Source organism: Seonamhaeicola aphaedonensis, assembly GCF_003386195.1.
In the GTDB taxonomy this organism is placed as follows: Bacteria; Bacteroidota; Bacteroidia; order Flavobacteriales; family Flavobacteriaceae; genus Seonamhaeicola; species Seonamhaeicola aphaedonensis.
The window spans coordinates 84059-103782 of sequence record NZ_QRDX01000006.1; the positions used below are offsets into that span (position 1 = coordinate 84059).

Below are 19724 nucleotides of genomic sequence, written 5' to 3' on the forward strand. Positions count from 1 at the left end.
GTTGTTTGCTTACATAATTCCAAATTTGTTATAGGCATCCACGGTACTCATCCCTTCTTCTAAAGCCTTTTTTACGAGTTGCTCTCCTCTAGCCTTTTCGATGGCTCCTGTAAACGCTTTTGCCTCAACTTCTTTTGGTACTACAACTACACCATCCCTGTCTCCGTAAATAATGTCGCCTGGATTAATACGTGTACCCTCAATTTCTATAGGAACTCTATAGTCTATAACCTTACCCCTTGGTCCTTGGTCTTGTGCATAACCTCCATAAGAAAAGGTTGGAAAATTAAGGTTTAGAACTTCGTTAGTATCTCGTGAGTAGCCATGAAGTACCGCTCCTGCGGCCTTGAGTTTCATAGCACGTGTACTCATTAATCCACCCCAAAGCGCATATCTTGGCGAAGAGCCAGAGCAAATGTAAACTTCATCTTCTTTTAAATCGTCCAAAGCTTCAAACATAATTCCAAATGGTTTCTTCATCATAGGGTTTTTAGTGTCTTTGACAGACTCTTCAAAAACATCGGCCTCTAGAACTGGCATCGCTCTACCTATAACCACAAAATCTGTGCTTAATGGCTTTATATTAGGTGGTAAGAATTGATGTTGGTAACCCAACGTATCCAAAATATCGCCTACCAAGGCAACAAATAATTCTGATTTGGCTATTGCGAATAGCTCTTTATCATCTTTCCAAATTTTATTAGTACTGCTCATATATTTTGATTACAAAATGTTAATTCTGTTATTCTAAGATTATTTTATAGGTTTCAATGGCATTATTCCCTATATCAATTGTTATGTTGTCACCACTTAAGTTGAATACTTCGATTTCTTCTTCAATTAAATTAGTTTTTATCACTTTTGATGCTGATTTTGGTAGAAATATTGTTGGTTTACTGACTTTACCATCAATTTCTACAAGCCTTAATACAAGTGCGTCTTCGTCTTCAGCTTTTTTAACTGTACTCACACGCACCATTGGGTTTGAGATATCAAAAAAGCTTTTGCTTTCTGGTAAGCTACCTGAGTTATTTTTTGATTTTTGCTCACTAACCTGAAGTGGATGGTTTGTTCCGTTTCCAAATTGATAAGATACACCATCATTAGCTTCATGTGACGTTATTGAAAACTCAAAATGATGATCTCCGGTTTGGTGGTACCAGTTACCTTCGCCATGACAACTTTTATGTGTTGCCATTAAAATTCCCTGCAGCACAGTATACTCAACAGATTCTCTTGTTGCATCTATCCAATCTGCTAAAGCGACATCGGTAGCTAGAGTTACTTGGAAACCATCTTTTTCAGAAGATATAAAATTCATTACCTCTCTTGGATGAATCTCAACAGGTTTTTGGTCGTAAGTACCACCCCATGCCCATCCACGAGGTGCTTGCTTCATTTCAGATTTTCCAACTTCTGCAATAGCAAGAGGTACTTCATACTTGATGGTAGAGTTCTCCATATCCAATGGAAGTGCAAGTCTAAACTCTCGGTTATGGGTTCCATCCCAATTTAAAATATCTACTGAAATATCTATTTTTTTAATTTGATGATATACTTTTATGTATTGTACAATATTGGCATGCTTAAACTTAACCTCGTTTTTAAACTTGGTAAAAACAGAACCGTCATCAACAATTTTCCAGTTAGCTGTATGCAAACTTGTTTTGTTGAATCCATACATTTTAGGTTCAGTCATTTGAGTAAACTCTCCTGCACCATTACCATCGTATTTCATGGTAATAATATCGCCTCCTGCAAACCTTGTAGTTTTAATAACTTCTTTACCTAACTTATTATCAAACAAATATGTTAGTCCACCATCTCCTAATCTTATTGTATAAAATTCGTTACGTAAGGCATTGGGAGTTATAGATTTATTGACATTAAAAGACTTTTTGCCCTTCTTTAAATAAAACGTCGAATAACCTAGCGACGGAATATTGGATGCCACAAATTCTAATTCTTTTATCCCTTTATGGCTGCTTATTTGAGAAGGTACTATCTTACCTTTATGATCCACTACGTAATAGTTAGAATTATCACTTATATTAACTTTTGCTGTTGCTGTTCTATTCCACGACAAATCGTTATATACTGCTACCGCATTGTTTCTCTTGGTTTTTATATTACTTGTAATTGAGGTAAGTGATTTTTCAATTAGGCGATCTGCTTCAGACGCGGCAAATTCTAATTTATCACGGAAAATACTATCGGTAATATGTCCATTCTTACCTCCCCAACCATGGTCAGGATATATAGATTCCTCAAAAGCTTCAGAAAGTGCTTCTACAGGATAGTCTTCAAAAGAGCCTTTTAAAGTGGCATCAATGGATGCAAAAATTTCGGCACTAGGCAATAGACGTCCTGCTTTTCTTGAGGCTGTTATAGCCTTAGCATGACCAGGACCATGAATGTAAGACCAAATATTGGGTCTTTCACCTGAAATTGTTTCAAAAACAGCACCAGGTTTTTTAATTTCATTCATTAATGTAGTAACTGTTGAATGTCTTAGCTTTGGCATTTTTACCCCGGTTTTTTCAATAATGTCATTCCACTCTGAAACAATGGTACCATAGTTAGCTGGCCCTGAAGCATCATTACTTATTACGATGGCAAAATGCGGTGGTAAGTTGTGAGCTTTATAATAATCACCCCACATTTTTACTCTAGATTGCAATTTATGCATAGCTTCAATAGCATCTTGTTCAAAAAGCTTGTAGAACATAACAGCCCAACCATAATTACCTGGACTGTAGGTTGGGATTGACGAACCATCTGGTGAATACCAGTTATAGAACCCCTCTTTCAATCTAGATACAAACAAATTTTCTACTCCAGATTTTGCCAATATTTGAGGGAACTGCAAGGTTCTACCAGGTACATCTGTATTAAATGCCGTTATAACATCATTACCTTGAAAATTCTTTTTTAGCCAACGTCTTCCAAAATACATCTCACGAATTAACTGTTCATCTGTTTGCATGCCTTCATACGGTTGGTTGTATGTTGCACCCCAAGTAAACCTCCCCTCATCCGAGCGCAACATCACTTCTTGTTTGCGCTCTGGAAATTCTTCAATAAACTCTTTTAGATTTAGTGTTTGTTCCATTCCAAAATGAAAGGCATTATCTGTATCCATCATATCCAAAGCAGGCGCAATTATGTCGTGAATACGCTCATGTCTGCAATATTGAGGGGTATCCATCCAAGCGATATCTTGGTGTGAAGAAGATATTATATGAAAAGTTCCTTCCTTAAAATATCCCCAGTCTGTAGTCACTAAAGGCGTAAACAATTGTTGTGTTGAACTTTTTCTTGATTTACCTACAAATGTTATCCTTTCAGGTGTTCCAAAAACAGGCAACCATACCCAGACCTTAGTGTTTTCCTGATTAATTTCTATGGTCTTACCATTTTCAAATGCTATATGTTTGTATTGATTTGTATGCTCAATATCTAAACTAGCTTTAGCCAAAAGATTTCCTGTAACCTCTTTATATTCATAAGGTTCAACGTAGGTAATATTGATGGTATTTTGCCCAAACGCAAAACCAAACACCACCATTAATACTAAAAATATAGACTTTTTCATATCCCTTAAATTTTAATTATGTTTTAACTTACTAAATCGGTTTAGTTTATTTTGAAAAAAACTCACGTAGACAAAAAACTTCCACATGAGCTCCTTATTTCAAGTTTTGTTTTCAGTACTCTGGTTTGAAACTCTGTCTTAACTGTACTACCAATTTTATTTAGCAGTATTTCTATAACCGAGTAGCCAATTTCATTTACTGGTTGAACGACTGATGTAACTGGTGGTTCAACAATATCAAACGCACTCAATTCATCAAAACTAACAATAGCAACATCATCTGGTACTTTTAAATTTAATTTTTTAAGCACCCTTAATCCTTGTGAAGCCAGATAATGTGTCGAAAATACTATAGCATCAACAGCCTGCTCTCTTGCAGTCAAATCTATTATAGCCTTTTCTACTTCACTGAAATACTCTTCACGCCCAATTTCTTTTACATAAGTTTCTTTTGAAGTAAGATTATGAGCTTTAAGAGCTTCTTTGTACCCCATAAGACGTTGTGCTATTGGTTCTAATCCAGGTTTTAATGTTATAAATCCAACCTTCTTTCTCCCAAGATTAAGAAGATGCTCGGTTACCTTCTTGGTGCCATAGAAATTATCAACAATAACATAATCTGTCTCATTTTCGGGATAATACCTATCGAACAACACAAAGGGAAACTTTTCTTTTTTCAAGAATTCTATTTCTTTTTTATTTTGTTGGGTTGACGCTATTATTAATCCATCTACTTGCCTATTAAGCATGGATAGAATGAGCTCTCCCTCTGTCTTTGGGTCTTCATAAGAACTACTAAATAATACCGTATAACCTTTTTCTTTTGCCTTTCTTTCAATAACACCAGCTACTTTAGAGTAAAATGTATCTGAAATATTTGGTATAATTAATCCAATCGTTTCACTTTTACCCCTACTCAAACCACGTGCCAATTGGTTTGGAATATAATTATGTTTTTTTGCGAAATTTATAATTTTCTGCTGAGTATCATAACTGATCTTATTCTCATCCCCTTTACCATTCAACACAAGAGAAACCGCCGTTTTAGAAACATTTAACTCTCTAGCAACATCTTTCAAATACAATTTCTTCATACAAACGAACTAAATCGGTTTAGTTAGGTGATTACAAAGAAAAGTAAATAGATTTTAAATTCCAAATTTGTATACAAAATTTCATTTGTAACCTTATTTGTTCATTTTTTAAAACTTACCAATATATTTTATTAAATAATAATCTATGTTACGATATAAGTTGACACCTTTCTCTATTTTATTGGATTTATTTTTAGTTCTAATTCACTATATATGAAGCTTTAATACTTCCAGCACAATTTAAAAAACTTACTCTCTAATGCCTGTATTTGTAATTTTGAAGTTGCTTTTATGATTTCGCCAACAACATTCACTTCATAAAAATCCATGGGTTTATCCAAAAAGTTTTTTGGCTCAAAAATACTTTCTTTGCCTTCTACTTCTCGTAAATGAAGAAGTATGGCATTCTCTTCTTCAAGAGGTGTTGCATTTACAATAAGTACATTATCTGGGATATGTGAAAGTATTGATAACTCATTAGTACCTTTTTTTTCTATAGGACTGGCAGGTATCACTCTTGATAAAAACGGTACTCTAGTGCCCCAACCAAATTTGGTCGCTTCTTTAACGCTACTTTCATTCATACTTGTTAGGTTATAAGTCCAAGTATACATACCACGCTGATCTGCATTAAAGTTTGTAGTCCAGTAATTATTCATTGGCCAACTAAACAGGTTATTACTTTCGGGAACAGCACCATATTCAAAACGCCCAGTATTAATAGCACCAAACTGCATGATTGGCGCCTCTGATGAAACCAAAACTATTTGTTCTTTATCATTCCTAATTTGCACAAAATTCTGTACTGTATTCCAATCGTTAGCTGATCCAGGAATTTGTTCTACACCTGCCTCCATTGGTCCTCCTGATATTTCAAAGTGTATTTTTCCTTTATCTAATTTAAATGGAAATGAGATATAAAAACTTTCAGGATCTGTAATAGGTTTTTTCTTTAATTCAAAAGCAAAATCTATTCTTTTTGAAGTATTAAAAAGCCTAATTTCAAATAAAAATGCATCAGTAGTATCGTAGGCTGTTTCCGTTTTACCCCTGAATTTAATAGAATTCCAAATTTCACCTTCCCGTATTTCTGATAACCAAACGCTATCCAGTGATTGTCTGGTATAGTCTGTTAACGGACCGTTGCTCTCTCCATTTATTGTTCTATTTATAAACAATTGTTCTCTCCCTTTTAACTTTTCTAAAATAAATTCTCCTGTACTATATTCTGATTGGTCATCAACTAAGTTTTTTGATAAATCTTTATCGTATATCTGAGCTATAGCTCCTTTCTTTTTATCTACTTTTATGGAGTACCAAGGGTTATCTAATTGGATGTAATTCTCTTTTTCTTTGAAATCAAAATTTTTATTATGACTGTGTGCTTCTCCGTTAGTATGTGAGTGTGAGTGATGGTCATCAATAACTTCTATATCAAACTTTTTATACCCAAAAGCAGGAATGCTTTTTACCCAGGCAGTCCAATAAGTTCCCCCATGCCAGGGCTTTAAAATTTGAGCTGGATAAACTGTACCTGCATTATCAACCAAACGAATTTTTTTTCCATAGGGTACCTGTTGATGATCAATAAATATTTTAATCAAACCTTCTCGTTCCCAATTAAATGTATTGAAAACAGCAATGGATGGTTTTTTACTTTTCCCAATATATTCGCTTAACAAGCCTTTAGCTTCTTCAGCTAACATGAACGATCTTCTAGAAGCTTCCCAAGCATAAGACTCTTTAATTTCTCGCTGCTCCATCGTTGCTTTACTATATGGTTGAGAAACACTTTCTGAGGCTCCAAAAGTGTGTTCTCCATAAAACAGTAATGCTTTATTGGTTTCCATAATTCTTGAATCTACACCCTTTGGCATTTTAGCCCCTAACAATTTAGCCATTGCTAAACCACCTTGTCCGGCAATTAAATTTACGTGAGCATTTCTTGTTGCAGCAACTTCTCTGGCTCCAGATGCAAATCCATCAGTCCACCAATCTGGCCAATGTGCTTTAACCTCAATCAATTCTTCTCCGTGCTCTTTTTCAAACTCTTCGAAAAAATCCTTAGCTATTGCTGTTTTAATTTTTGGCCATTCGTACTTTTCGTTCCATTGTTTTATTAAATGACTTGCTTTTGTTGAAGGAGGCGAATTATCCGTCATAAAACCAGAATGTTGAATTGCAGTTTTATCATAAGGATAACCTCTCTCTTCTAACTTAACAAGATATTCCAACAGGTTCTTTTCAAAGTTTTCAAAATCATCGGTATGGACTCCAAAGGCATTACCTGCCATATAATGTTCTGCCCTAAAGGTCAACATTTTTTTTCCTGAAGGAGATACCCACCAAAATACTAAAGGTGTATCAAAAGATATGAGAGCTTTATGGCCGTGAGTACCCATAGTCAGGTATTTGACATTTAAAGTATTGAAATAATCATTCATACACCAAGCAATACCATTTACATCATTTTGCATAGCCGAAACAACTTCTATACCTCTATCTGTAATATTTTTAATCGGAGCTAATGATGCAGCTAAGGATTGTTCATCTGGTAGTTCATTAAAGTTAAAATACATTCCCGTTACTTCAATCCTACCTTCTTTAATCCTCTTTTTTAATCGATCTATTTGAGTTTGCGATCTACTATTTAAAAATTCATCTACCGCCCATGATGCCTCGCAAGTCCATTTAAATTTTGATGCTTCTGGGTAGTCATCAGTGGCATCACAATAATCTAATGCATAATCAATATACCTTGGATGTTCTGCTAAAATTTCGGTTTGCGATCTTGTATAACCTATATCAGTATGGGAATGTTGTACGAAATTAACTTTCCAATGTTTTATAGGTTTCAAGCTAATTTCTTTTGTTATAAGGTAGTTACCTAAATCTAAATTTAAAGTTATTGTTTTGTTCTTTTTTACTTGGGGTAGTGTAATTTCGATAGTTTGTATACCGGGTTTTAAATCAATCTCTCTTTCAAATTTTCCATCGATGCTTAAAACGCCTTTTACAGGCTTTCTTATAAAAACTATTTCTGCAAATAACGTTTGGAATGTTTCAACATCTGTTTTAATTAGCGCAGGTAAAGCCGTAACGTTTATGCTCTCTGTGAGATTTTTTTTAAATATCTTAAAATAGGTTTGCGATTTTTGGTTTTCGGCGTCAACACTTAAAACAAGTTGAGTTCCATTTTCAATACTTTTTGCCGGAACAGTATAATATAGAAAACCAAAACAACCTTTATTATCATCTAAATAATGCTTAGAGAAACTCAATGTTCCTTTGTTCTTGAGCTCTATACTCCAACTATCCTTGTTATTATCAGGTATAACTATTTCTCCCTGTTTATTTCCTTCAACATAAAAATAAAATTTAGTTCCTGGACGTTTTGTATCATAACCTGCGTAATGTACAAATGTTACATAATCATCTTTTTTAGTCTTCAAAACTGGAGCTGTTTTCCATTCTATTTTTTGATTACCGTCATTAGCTCTGGAAACTATTGTTCTATTTAATCCGACTACTTCTTTTGCTCTATGCTCAATTTCATTACCCGATATTTTTTCCATATATCCAGCCACAAAAATTTCATCTGGTTTTTGATCTCTTTGCGCTATCATATTTAAACTACTTAAAAAAAATACTATTAATATATTTTTTTTAATAATTTGATTAAATTTCATATTGTTTTTGTATTTATTAATTTCAAAATAATTATGAGTTTTTTGTTCAAAAAAACTATTTTTCTTGATTATTTGCTTTAAGTCCGTACCAAGCGATATAGATAAAACATAATAAAGGCAATACGAAAGAAAAGTTAACCTCTGAAACACCTAAAACTAGTGTATCAGTCACACCATTCCCTCCTATATCTATAATCACCCCTTGTAGCTTAGGCATTAAAGCGCCTCCTACTATAGCCATAACTAATCCAGCCGATCCAACTTTTGATTGTTCTTCGGTTAAATCTTTGAGAGCAATTCCATATATGGTCGGGAACATTAAAGACATACAAAAAGATACACCCACTAAAGAATATAATCCTAGGATTCCATTAATAAAAATAGTTCCTAAAACAAATCCTACAGCAAAAAAGGCAAAAAGTGTAAGTAATTTTCCTGAACTTATAAATCTCAATAAAAAGGTACCTATTGCCCTTCCTACCGTAAATAAAATAAACGCCACCATTTGATAATATCCAGCGGTTACACTATCCATTCCTATGCCTTCTGCATATTGATAAATATAGGTCCAACACATAATTTGTGCCCCCACATATAGTATCTGAGCCAATACCCCCAAAGTATATTTCTTGTTCTTAAATAATACTGAAAATGTATTCCCTATACTTGGCATGTCTCCATCTTCTTTTGCTTGTGGCATTTTACTAACCATAAATAAAACAAAAACTCCAATAAGCACAAGACCAAGGATAACGTAAGGATTCCTAATAAGCAGTAAATCGGAAGTTTTGACTAAAATTTTTGAAGCTTCATCTAAAGCACTAAAATTTTCTATGTCATCAGATTTTAGATTTTTAAGCACAAATTGTTGTGCCACAAATAATCCCAATATGAGTCCTACTGGATTAAATGCTTGTGCCAAATTTAAACGTTGAGTAGCAGTTTCTTTTGGTCCCATTGCCAAAGCATAAGGATTTGCTGCTGTTTCTAGAAATGCCAAACCAAAAGTTAAAATATATAGACCTAAGCAAAAAAACCAAAATAGTTCTGTAGTTGCAGCCGGATAGAATAACAAAGCCCCAGATGCATATAGGCCTAGCCCAATTAAAACACCTGTTTTATAGGAATATTTTCGCATAAACATGGCTGCAGGTAGCGCCATACAGAAATAACCTCCATAAAAAGCCATCTGTACCCATGCTGCCTGAGAATTTGAAAGCTCTAAAACTTTTTTAAAAGCTTGCACCATAGGGTCAGTTACCGCATTAGCAAACCCCCATAACGCAAATAGAGAGGTTACTAATATAAATGGTACTATCATTTGTTTAGGAACTACAGGATGTTTTAATCGCTTAGTCATATTATAAGTTTAGTTATTAATAGTTTCAAAAATGAAACAAATCTGTTATTTGAGTAACGACAATTCAATCAAATTCATGGATTTATTCAAATAGTCTTTGAAAGGCTTGAATAAGGTTTTTAAATAAACAAAAGTTCCTGTTTACTTGAAAACTTTACTAGGGGAATAGCCAAATTGTTTCTTAAACACTCTACTGAAGTACAATGGGTCATTGAAACCTACTAAATCTGACACTTCAGAAACATTATAATTTTTGGTTTTTAATAATTGTGCAGATTTCTTTAACCGAATAGTTCTTATAAATTCATTTGGCGATAAGTCTGTTAGCTGCTTTATTCTTCTGTATAACTTAGAAGAACTCATGGCCATTTCTTTAGAAATAAAAGCGGGTGACAAATTAGGGGAACTCAGGTTGTTTTCAATAATCTCCTTAATTTGGGATATAAGGTCAATATCAATTTGTGAATGTGCTAGTGTCATGACATCACTTTCGGCATCTCCAGAAAACCTTTGTTTTAAATCAAAATGGATTTTAATTACATTTTCAATTCTTGTTTTGAGTAACGCTGGGTCAAAAGGTTTTACCAAATAACCATCTACGCCTATTTTATAAGCCTTTATTCTATTTTCATTTTCGGCAAGTGCTGTGAGCATGATAATAGCCGTATGACTCATATTATCATCATTTTTAACAGCTTCAACAAAATCAAATCCATCCATAACAGGCATCATAGCATCAACAACACATAAAACAGGTTTTACCCTTTTGCAGATTTCAAATCCTTCTTGACCATTCTCTGCTTCATATACTTTATAAGACTCGGATAAATTTTCAACAATGTAGTTTCTTAATTCAGGATTATCTTCAACTACCAGAATTTCATGCTTTAAATCTGTGTTTAAACTCTTTTTAACATCTTTTGTATTTGGAATTAAAACGGATTCCATACTTATAAGTTCAGCATGATTTTTCTGCAAATCATCAGGTTTTTGTTCTAGGATTTCATCCGGTGTATAAGCCTCCTTATTTGCTGGTAATTCCACAGTAAATACACTGCCTGTATCAGTTTCACTATCTACAGCTATCGTTCCTTTATGTATTTCCACCAAGGCCTTTACCAGTGACAATCCAATGCCTGTTCCCGTTGTATTTTCCTTACTGTTTTTGGCTTGATAGAATCTTGTAAAAATCATTTCTTTACTTTCCTGCGGAATGCCAATACCATCGTCACTCACTTCTATCACTAGTTTTTTATCTTTAACTCCCTTTATACCTACAAATAGATCAACGTTGCCATAATTGTTGGTAAACTTCATAGCATTGGATAACAAATTGAATAGAATTTTATTGAGCTTATCAAAATCTACCCAACAAACCATACTTTCATCCTCTGTATTAAAATTGAAATTGATATGCTTAGTATTGGCTAACTCTATAAATGAATTAAAAATGAGTTTAGTACTTTGCAACACATCTACTTCAGTGACTTTTAGTTTTAATTCACCTGTCTCTGCCCTTCTAAAATCAAGTATTTGGTTTACCAGTCGCAAAAGTCTGTTTGCATTATGGTATATCAATTCCAGCTTATTTTTGTCTGTCTCAATTTTATTTTCTTTATGGAGTAATTGCTTTGCAGGTCCCAAAATGAGGGTTAAAGGTGTACGCAACTCGTGCGAAATATTGGTAAAAAACCTTAGTTTTTCGTTATTCAGTTTTTCATCTCTTTCACGCTTTACTTTCTCAAGCAACAATTCTTGTTTTAGTTGGAGTCTATATTTAATTTGCTTTCTTAAAAAATAAATAATGGCCATAACAACTAACATTACCGCAATAAAGAAGGGGTAGGTTAACCAAAAAGGTGATTGAATAGTAATTTTTAGGTTGGTTACCTCACTCCAATACCCATTATTGTTCTCGGCCTTAATTTTAAGCACGTAATCATCTGGGTATAAATTAGTATACTGAATAGTACGAGAATTAGTGTTTGTAGAATTCCATTTTTCATCAAAACCCTCTAGTTTGTATTGATAAGAATTTAATCTTTCATTAGCATAAGATGGCATTGAAAACTCAATAGAGAAATTTCTATTCCTGTAACCTAGTGCGATGTTTTCTGTATAATTCAGGTCTTTTTCCATGACAATTTGACCATCAACTTCGACCTGAGGCAACACCTCTTCATTATTAATCTTAAAAGTTGTTATTATTGGTTTTGGTGAGTATTTATTCTCTTCTATTCCTAATGGAGAAAAATGTATGATATCTTTGTCTCCTCCAATGAAAATTGTATTGTTATCATATTGAAGAAAACCCCGTTTATTAATTATATTTGACCTTACTCCATTATTGACATGAAAAGCCCTAAATTCACTTTTATCAGGCAAATATTTTCCAATTTTATTTGAATTCATATTTAGCCAAAGGCAACCATTTACATCAATTGCAATATCTGTAATCCAACTATTTTTTAACTCTTGAGGATTTTCTTGGGGTAAGAAAATATCTTTAATAGGGTCATAAAAATTAAGTCCATTTCTAGTTCCTACCCAAATTTTTCCATTAGCATCAATAACGATATCTTTTACTTTGTTATTAGATAAACTAACTCTATCCTGCAAAGACTTGTAGTGTCTTGTTTCTTTTGTCAAAAAGTTATATTTAAAAATTCCTTCTTCTGTAGCTAACCAGACTTTATCAGTTTGATAAGGAATAATCTTATTCACATCTAAAAGTGCATCCAATTCTTCATTAATTCTAGTACTTTTTTCATTTACTAAATCAAACTCTACGAGCCCCTCCCCAACAGAACCTATTAAAAGTGTTCTATTGTTTATTTGATAAAAAGACATGACTGGTGAATTGGAAAAACCTACGTCCAAACTACGGGTGGCACCAGAAACCATATCATATTTTAAAACTTTTCCATTCCATAACCCTATATAAAATAACTTATTATTTGTTGTATAGATACTACTTATTCTTTTGTAAGCTTCTAGAACTCTACGAAACCTGTCGGATTCCATTAAATATAACCCATCTGAATGTGTTCCTAAAAGTATTTTGTTCGTATAGGTTTTGGAGAGACTACTAATTATTGGGGTTTTTCCGTTTGATGTAAAATTTGCCTTAATGGTTTTAAATTGGTTTTCAAAAGGGTCTAATTTATCCAACCCATTCTCGGTACCCACCCAAAGTATTCCAGAAGCATCAAAGAAAAGTGATAATATATAATTGTTAACCAAAGAATTTGTATTAGTTAAATCTGAAATATGACGTTTGTATTTTCCATTCTTTAATGCCTCTATGCTTCTACAAGTAATTATACCATTTGAAGTTCCAAACCAAAGTTCTCCATCATCAGAGACAGTATAGCATCTAAAATAATCTCCTTGACCTTCAAAATTTATTAAACTAAAATTATTTTCTAAATTTTTGTATTCATATAAACCATCTTTGGTTCCTACATACAAATTAAAGTGTCTATCCTCAAAGAGAAAGTAGGCGTCTGATTGCATATTGGCACTACTTTTTGAAGGGCTTAAGTCAAAATTATTGGATTTTAATATTCGACCTGCGTTGTCAAACTCCAAACTATAAACTCCATTATTAAAGGTTGTAAACCATAATTTGTTGTCATGGGTTTGATAAATACCTCTAATATTTTCAACACTTTGAATATCTACTCTATGAAATTTTTCCTCTTCTTCGTCAAAATAACAAATACCACTGCTCATGGTACCCACCCATAATCGATCTGTATTGTCAATAAAAACAGATCTTACCTTATTATCGGGCAGAGAATACTTATTATTTTCATTAGAATGGTACGTTTTAAATGTATGGGTTGGAATATGGTATTTAGTCAATCCGAAATCAGTAGCAATCCATAGGTTATTTTTCTTATCTTTTACTATTTGCAATATATCATTACTATGCAAATAATCCTCCCTATTTATGTTACTTTGAAACGGCCGAAAATTATAACCATCAAATCTATTAACTCCACCAAAAGTTCCTAGCCACAAAAAGCCTTCATCATCTTGAATGATGGATCTTATAGAGTTTTGAGAGAGTCCACTAATTTCATTATAATGCTCAAAAACAAGCTCTTGTCCTTGTACATAATAACAAGAAAACCATAAAGCCATTAATAGAAGTTTGAACTCTTTCAAAGTAATATTGTCTATTTAGAAATCAGTTGATTGGTGTTTAAATTTATTATAAAATTATCAGATGGTGCTCCGTTTAAAAACTTTTTAAAAATTAAACAGAATTGTAAGAAGTCGTTTTCGATTTCTGATGGTGCACTAATCGATTTAAAATGAATTAAGTAGGCTTCAATAATTTTCTTATAGATTTCTACCCTTTTTTCTCCTATATCTTGAAATGCCAATGTATCTGCAGAGCGCAAACGATACAAATCGAATAACATCTCAAAACCTGTCCAGTCCTCAAATCCTTCCATAGTGTTTTCGTTAATTGAAACAAATTCTGCTACACTATTCTTGGTTAAACTCAGTAAAAACGTGGTAAACGGAATGTCCCAATCCTTTTCCAAAAACCTATTATTAATTAGACCTTTCAAATGACTTTGCGTTAAATCTTTGTAGGTTTTCGCATTTAAAATTGTTGAATCCCATAACACATTCTCCATTTTACTTTTCATAAAGGCATACTCTTGTTTGTATAGCGGAAAGAATTCTTTAAATCTGTGCACATTGTCTATAACGACGGTCTCAATCTCAACCTCATCTGCGGAGACCGTTGCAATTTTATAGGCAGGAATATACGCCGCCAATGATGGTATTTGCACATTTACTAAACTACCTGATTCAAAAGTTGTAACACCTGTATCATTAATATGCATGTGTCCACCAAAATGTACTTTCACTCCCGCTTCAATAAATGCTTTGGCTACGGCATCTTCTGGTACACGATGCAATTGCATTTTATCATCTCCCAGTAACATCCTTATGTTTTCAGAAGCACCATCGTTAAATTCTACGGTTGGAAAATGGCTAAACACTATTAATTTTTTATTCAGCTTTTTTGCACGCTGTGTCACACTTTTTATCCATGCCATTAGATGTGCCTTATGTGATAATATATTATTATAGCCAACACTTGCACTGCTGTAACTATTGGCGTCTTTGGGCACATACACATTAGCATCAATGGCTAAAAACCATAGCCCTTCTGTTGGTTCCACTAAATAACTTACATCAGGAATTTGGCTTCCAAAAGGTGGGATTTTATAATTTCTATTAGATAATTCAGCTTGTTTAAGAGCTTTATCAAATTGATAATTCTCGTAATTATAATCTATAAACGGTGTCTCCCAATACACATCATTTTGCTTTGGATAGAAACCGAAATCTTTTAATTCATTTAAGATGTCTTCGTAGCCTAATTTTGCAATATCTTTTGTGAAAACAGGTTCTAATGCGTTGGAATCTTTTGCTCTGTATATCTCTTTCGAACTAAATATAGGTTGTTGTTTTCCGCCCTCGCCTATAAAATCATACTTCCCCGCTTCTTGGTAAAATGGGCGCACGGGGTCGTGATTACCAGTAGTTAAAATAAACTTGATATTATGTTTTTCTGAATACTTTTTTAGTATATGTTTTAAGCCTTTAATATTAAACATTTGCCCATCATCACTAAAATCTCCCGGCAATACCACGTATTTAATATTTTTGGATACTATATCGTCTAAAGCCGACAAAAAAGCGAAGTAGTTTTCATTAAACAACCGTGTAGATTGTAACTGAGACTGCATCGTTCGGGCTAGTGTATAGGTATTCGTTTCAGGGTTTAAAACACCCTTGTAATCACTATCAGAAAAACTACCATAGATATCTTGAAAATGCACATCGGCCATAAAGGCTATTTTATAGCTTGTATCATCCCTTTCTTTTTTACAAGAAAGACATACCAATAGTATTAATATGACGATACTTCTGTACAATATTTTGCTATTTTAGTTTAGTTTCTGATGGAAAGGCATACGATGTTTTCCAACCGCCTAAATTAATTAAAATTTGGTCCAACATCACTCCAGGGTCTACCATCCAAATCTTCAGTTTATGCTTTCCAGCTTTGTTTACAATTTGCTTAACGGATTGTACCGATGCATTTTTTAATACATTTTCCTTCCAAGTTTCACTTCGTCCAAAGGTTTGAAAATCAACTATTACAGGTTCTGCATCATCTATAGCTACTGCACAACGTACACCCGTGTTATTATTAAAAGCATGTGTTGGTACAGCCTGTAAAAACAAATCTACCTCCCCAAAATTAAAGGTATAAAAATCATATTCTAAAATAGGACTATTTTGCTTTAGGCCTTCAATAGTGGTTTCAGAAGTTGCGCTTCGCGGAAGTGCCACACTTACATTTCCTGTATAGCCTAAACCTGTAAAGGTTGTCCATTTGGCTTCCTTTCCGTCTGTTTTTCTAGTATAATTTTCAGCATTTATTGAGACAAAACCTTTGTCTTCAACAAAACCTTTATAATTTTCTAAATCTTTAAACTTTGGATTGAAGACCGAAACACCTAGCGTTGTAGTTTTGTTTTTGGTTGCTACATCTATAGCCGAATTCACTTTGTAACTTGGCGGTATTAGCTGGTAATCGTGTCCTAACGGAGCTTCCTTTTTATTTTCCCCCTGCGGTACTTTATCCCAATCTATGGTAACCCAAATACGCTCTTCTAATTGGTCTTTATCTAATTTTCCCGAGGTTTTAGAAAGTATAATCCAATCGGCTTTTGGTTGTAATTCCCACTCCAATTCGCCCTGTCCTTTTAAGAACACATCCATGTAATATGTATTCTCAGTGTAAGCATTAAACACAGGAAAAACATCGGCATAAGAATTTATAATCTCATCATTTACCTCCATTTGATAGCTCTCGATGGCTATCCCCAAGGTATTTGATTTTTCGGTTAAGGGGATGGACGCTGTTGGTTCTGAAAACACGGGCAAATGCCTAGGCGACATGCTCATGATATGTTTCCATTTTCCATTTTGAAGGGTGTTATTAAAATAATCGGTGTCTTTTTGAATGGTTTTGTATGCCTCTAAAGATTTCGTTGCAAAATCCTTAGCGCTCTCTCGCCCTTGTGATGCCACAAAAGCATTTTTATAAGTGTACAACCATTTAAAATTTAGGTTTGAGGCACCCGAAATTGGATAATAAACGAGTTGATAAAAGGCATCTGCCCTATGGCTGGGGATATTTTTTTGAATAGCCTTCACACGAGTAATTAAATCTTGATGCGCTTTGATTCGCTTACTAACCTCATCGCCATAATGATATTGCGTCAACTCGGTGTTAGCCGCTTTGGTTACAGGCTCCACACTACTCCAGGCCATAAATTCTGGTCGTCTTTGAAACGCCAATAGATTGTATTGGTACATCAAATTGGTAATGGCAGTTGCATTATTTTTTCCAAATTCTCTGGTACTCCAGTATATATGATGTGCTCTTACGTCATCATCATTTTTAAAGCCATCAATATCCCAAGCCATGTCCAAAAACAGCTCGATATTATATTCGTGCGGTTTGATGTCTCCACAATTTAAAATCCAAATATTTTGCGACCCAAACTCGTATGCTTTAGTCATTTCTTCCCACATTAAAACTGGGTTTGTAGAATTCAACCATAAATAATCGTGTGGCCTACCCCAGTAGGAGGTGTGATAATAGACACCCGCTCCACCGCTTCTTTTTTGCTCTTCAGCATTACTTAATTGGCGAATATATCCGTAGTTGTCGTCGGTCCAAACCAAACTTACATCTTCAGGTAAATCCAATCCACTTTGGTAGTAATGCAAGACCTCTTTATAGGGCACAAAAGCCTGTGGTTTTGTAACACCTTTTTTAGAATTAGCTTTTAAAATCTCGCGTTGGTCGGTTATAACCCGTTCTAAAAGTTTTACTTGCGAATCGGTATCATCTTCTCCAACAATCATGGGAGAATCATGTTCTCCACGCATACCAACTGTGTAAATACCTTCAAAATTTGCAGTTTCTTTAGCTCTTTTTTTGAATAAAGATTTTATCGATTCTGAATTGGTATCGTATCGATAATCACCCATAGTATCATGATTCCATTCTGCATTAATGTTACACAACATAGGTTCTGCATGCGATGTCCCTATAACAATAGCGTAATTATCGGCTACTATTTTATTTTGTGGATAGTGGTAAAATGCCTTGGTACATTTGTGCATTGCCGGCCAAATAGTATTAGCTCGTAGGCGCAACAATAGTTCAAATACTTTGGCATAGGTTTTTGGCCCAATATCTCCCGTTTCTGGTTCGTAATTGAGTGCCGACCACCGTTGCAAGCCCCAATCTTCGTCATTTAAAAATAGACCTCGATATTTTACTGATGGCGTTCCATAGGTTTTATTTTCAATATGAAGCACAATACTTTCTTGCTTTTCTGGAGTAACATCTGCCCACCATTCCCATGGGGAAACGCCAATCCTTCTGGAAATTTCTAAAAGTCCGTAAGCCGTTCCTCGTCGGTCTGAACCAATAATGACTAATGCTTTTTTTATGCCTTTTGAAGGATTTTCAATAACCTGAATCGTGTAGGTTTCCCATTTCCCTTCAATTTGAGAGCCATCAATAGCGTGTTTTCTAATGAGCTGATTAATAACTTTACTGTTCCCTAATGTTCCAGCTATAATTTGATAAGGGGCTTGCTTTTGATGTTTCACAACCGTTTTCCCCGAAACTTTTTTGATATCGCTCGCCAAAATATTTGAAGCAATACTCACGACTTTGTCATCCCTTTTATCTATGATGATAGAGGCTACTTCTCCATTTTGAACTATTGGAAATTGAATACCATTTTGCCCCCAAATTGAAAAACAAATAGTTAAGAATATGAATTTTATAAAGCGTTTATTCATTTTTGATGTTTTTAATACGTTCGTAAGTACCGTCTTCAAATTTTACTTCAAAAGTAGATTTGAATAACCTTGAAGGCTGATAATAATCTGTTGAAATCACTTGCGCCCCCGAAGCCTTTGCTTTTTCAAATTTGGTATAATCGTTCGTTCGGGCTTCTTTTGTTCCAGCATCGGCGCGAGTGCGTACCATATAACCTTGTGCTACCAAGTGCTTGATATATTCAAAATCAGTAATGGGGTTGTTCACTATTCTAAATGCGGATTCTGGGTTTCCTTCTTTACTATTCACAAAAAACACGCGGTTTTTCAGCGTATTATCGCCATTCATATACAGGCTGTTTTTATGAGCTTTTTCATCTAAAACAAACAGGAATTTCCCTTTACAATCTTCTAATTTTGGCCAACCTTGTTTTAAAACGGCTTCTTCTAAAGTGCCATGGTTTCCCCTTACATCATCGGGTCGTATTAAATCCTCTTTTGCAAATACTGAAAATATTTCAGCATCTAATTCTTGATACGCTTTCTCTGAAAAGGGAATTGGCTTGGTTAAGTCTGGTATTACCTTGTCTTTCGTATTCATTAAAATTATGATGGGCAGGTGTGCAGGATTGTTATCCGACCATTTTTTCATCGCTTTTAATGCCTCTTTAAATAATAAATGATGACTTCTAAAATCGATATCTTGGATATGAAATAGTTTAAACCCTGGTTGTTTTAATTGCTCTGCTTCGTCATAAGGCATTGGTGTTTCTCCCGATTGTTTGACAATATCTAAGCCTTTTGGATTTGAAAAATGACCGCCTTTGGGGTCGTAAAACACATCTAGCTCTAAATTTCGCAAGCCAAGATTTAACTGTGCTACTATAGAAATATGTTCATATTCCAATGACTTCGCTTTACTGGAATCTTTTAAAGCGATGTAGTTTAAAAGTGGTTGTTCAATTGCAATTTTATAGGAATTGTGACTCCCAATTACCTGAATATCATTTAGCTTTATGGGTTGCTCTTTTGAACATCCAAGACTTAGAAGCACAACAAGTAGAACAAGTTGCTTCATA

General features: G+C 34.1%; 9 protein-coding genes. All 9 read right to left on the reverse strand.

Going from position 1 to position 19724, the window contains the following annotated elements:
• Nucleotides 1–9: 9 nt before the first annotated feature.
• Complete coding sequence (locus DFQ02_RS10725) at nucleotides 10–714, reverse strand: RraA family protein (protein ID WP_116524436.1); 705 nt, start codon at nucleotides 712–714, stop codon at nucleotides 10–12.
• Nucleotides 715–742: 28 nt separating this feature from the next.
• Nucleotides 743–3595, reverse strand: a complete 2853-nt coding sequence (locus DFQ02_RS10730; RefSeq protein ID WP_116524437.1) for a glycoside hydrolase family 38 N-terminal domain-containing protein — start codon at nucleotides 3593–3595, stop codon at nucleotides 743–745.
• Nucleotides 3596–3657: 62 nt separating this feature from the next.
• A complete protein-coding gene (locus tag DFQ02_RS10735; protein ID WP_116524438.1) occupies nucleotides 3658–4689 on the reverse strand; it encodes a LacI family DNA-binding transcriptional regulator in 1032 nt (343 codons plus the stop codon).
• Nucleotides 4690–4910: 221 nt separating this feature from the next.
• Nucleotides 4911–8315 carry a glycoside hydrolase family 38 N-terminal domain-containing protein gene (locus DFQ02_RS10740; protein ID WP_181896403.1) on the reverse strand — a complete coding sequence of 1135 codons (3405 nt, stop codon included), beginning with the start codon at nucleotides 8313–8315 and terminating at the stop codon, nucleotides 4911–4913.
• Between the two features lie 118 nt (nucleotides 8316–8433).
• Complete coding sequence (gene fucP / locus DFQ02_RS10745) at nucleotides 8434–9738, reverse strand: L-fucose:H+ symporter permease (RefSeq protein ID WP_116524440.1); 1305 nt, start codon at nucleotides 9736–9738, stop codon at nucleotides 8434–8436.
• A 141-nt stretch (nucleotides 9739–9879) separates the two neighbouring features.
• A complete protein-coding gene (locus DFQ02_RS10750; protein ID WP_116524441.1) occupies nucleotides 9880–13887 on the reverse strand; it encodes a hybrid sensor histidine kinase/response regulator transcription factor in 4008 nt (1335 codons plus the stop codon).
• 35 nt (nucleotides 13888–13922) lie between these two features.
• A complete protein-coding gene (locus DFQ02_RS10755) occupies nucleotides 13923–15707 on the reverse strand; it encodes a metallophosphoesterase family protein (RefSeq protein WP_116524442.1) in 1785 nt (594 codons plus the stop codon).
• A gap of 7 nt (nucleotides 15708–15714) precedes the next feature.
• Nucleotides 15715–18666 (reverse strand): glycosyl hydrolase 115 family protein, encoded by a 2952-nt coding sequence (locus tag DFQ02_RS10760; protein WP_116524443.1) that lies wholly within the window; start codon nucleotides 18664–18666, stop codon nucleotides 15715–15717.
• Nucleotides 18659–19723 carry a phosphatidylinositol-specific phospholipase C1-like protein gene (locus DFQ02_RS10765; protein WP_116524444.1) on the reverse strand — a complete coding sequence of 355 codons (1065 nt, stop codon included), beginning with the start codon at nucleotides 19721–19723 and terminating at the stop codon, nucleotides 18659–18661. Before DFQ02_RS10765 ends, DFQ02_RS10760 begins: the two co-directional genes overlap by 8 nt.
• Between the last annotated feature and the right edge of the window lies 1 nt (nucleotide 19724).

Bases quoted from the DNA above. Each gene is read 5' to 3' on its own strand.
- DFQ02_RS10725 (WP_116524436.1), bottom strand. From the start codon at position 714: ATGAGCAGTACTAATAAAATTTGGAAAGATGATAAAGAGCTATTCGCA.
- DFQ02_RS10730 (WP_116524437.1), bottom strand. From the start codon at position 3,595: ATGAAAAAGTCTATATTTTTAGTATTAATGGTGGTGTTTGGTTTTGCG.
- DFQ02_RS10735 (WP_116524438.1), bottom strand. From the start codon at position 4,689: ATGAAGAAATTGTATTTGAAAGATGTTGCTAGAGAGTTAAATGTTTCT.
- DFQ02_RS10740 (WP_181896403.1), bottom strand. From the start codon at position 8,315: ATGATAGCGCAAAGAGATCAAAAACCAGATGAAATTTTTGTGGCTGGA.
- fucP (WP_116524440.1), bottom strand. From the start codon at position 9,738: ATGACTAAGCGATTAAAACATCCTGTAGTTCCTAAACAAATGATAGTA.
- DFQ02_RS10750 (WP_116524441.1), bottom strand. From the start codon at position 13,887: ATGGCTTTATGGTTTTCTTGTTATTATGTACAAGGACAAGAGCTTGTT.
- DFQ02_RS10760 (WP_116524443.1), bottom strand. From the start codon at position 18,666: ATGAATAAACGCTTTATAAAATTCATATTCTTAACTATTTGTTTTTCA.
- DFQ02_RS10765 (WP_116524444.1), bottom strand. From the start codon at position 19,723: ATGAAGCAACTTGTTCTACTTGTTGTGCTTCTAAGTCTTGGATGTTCA.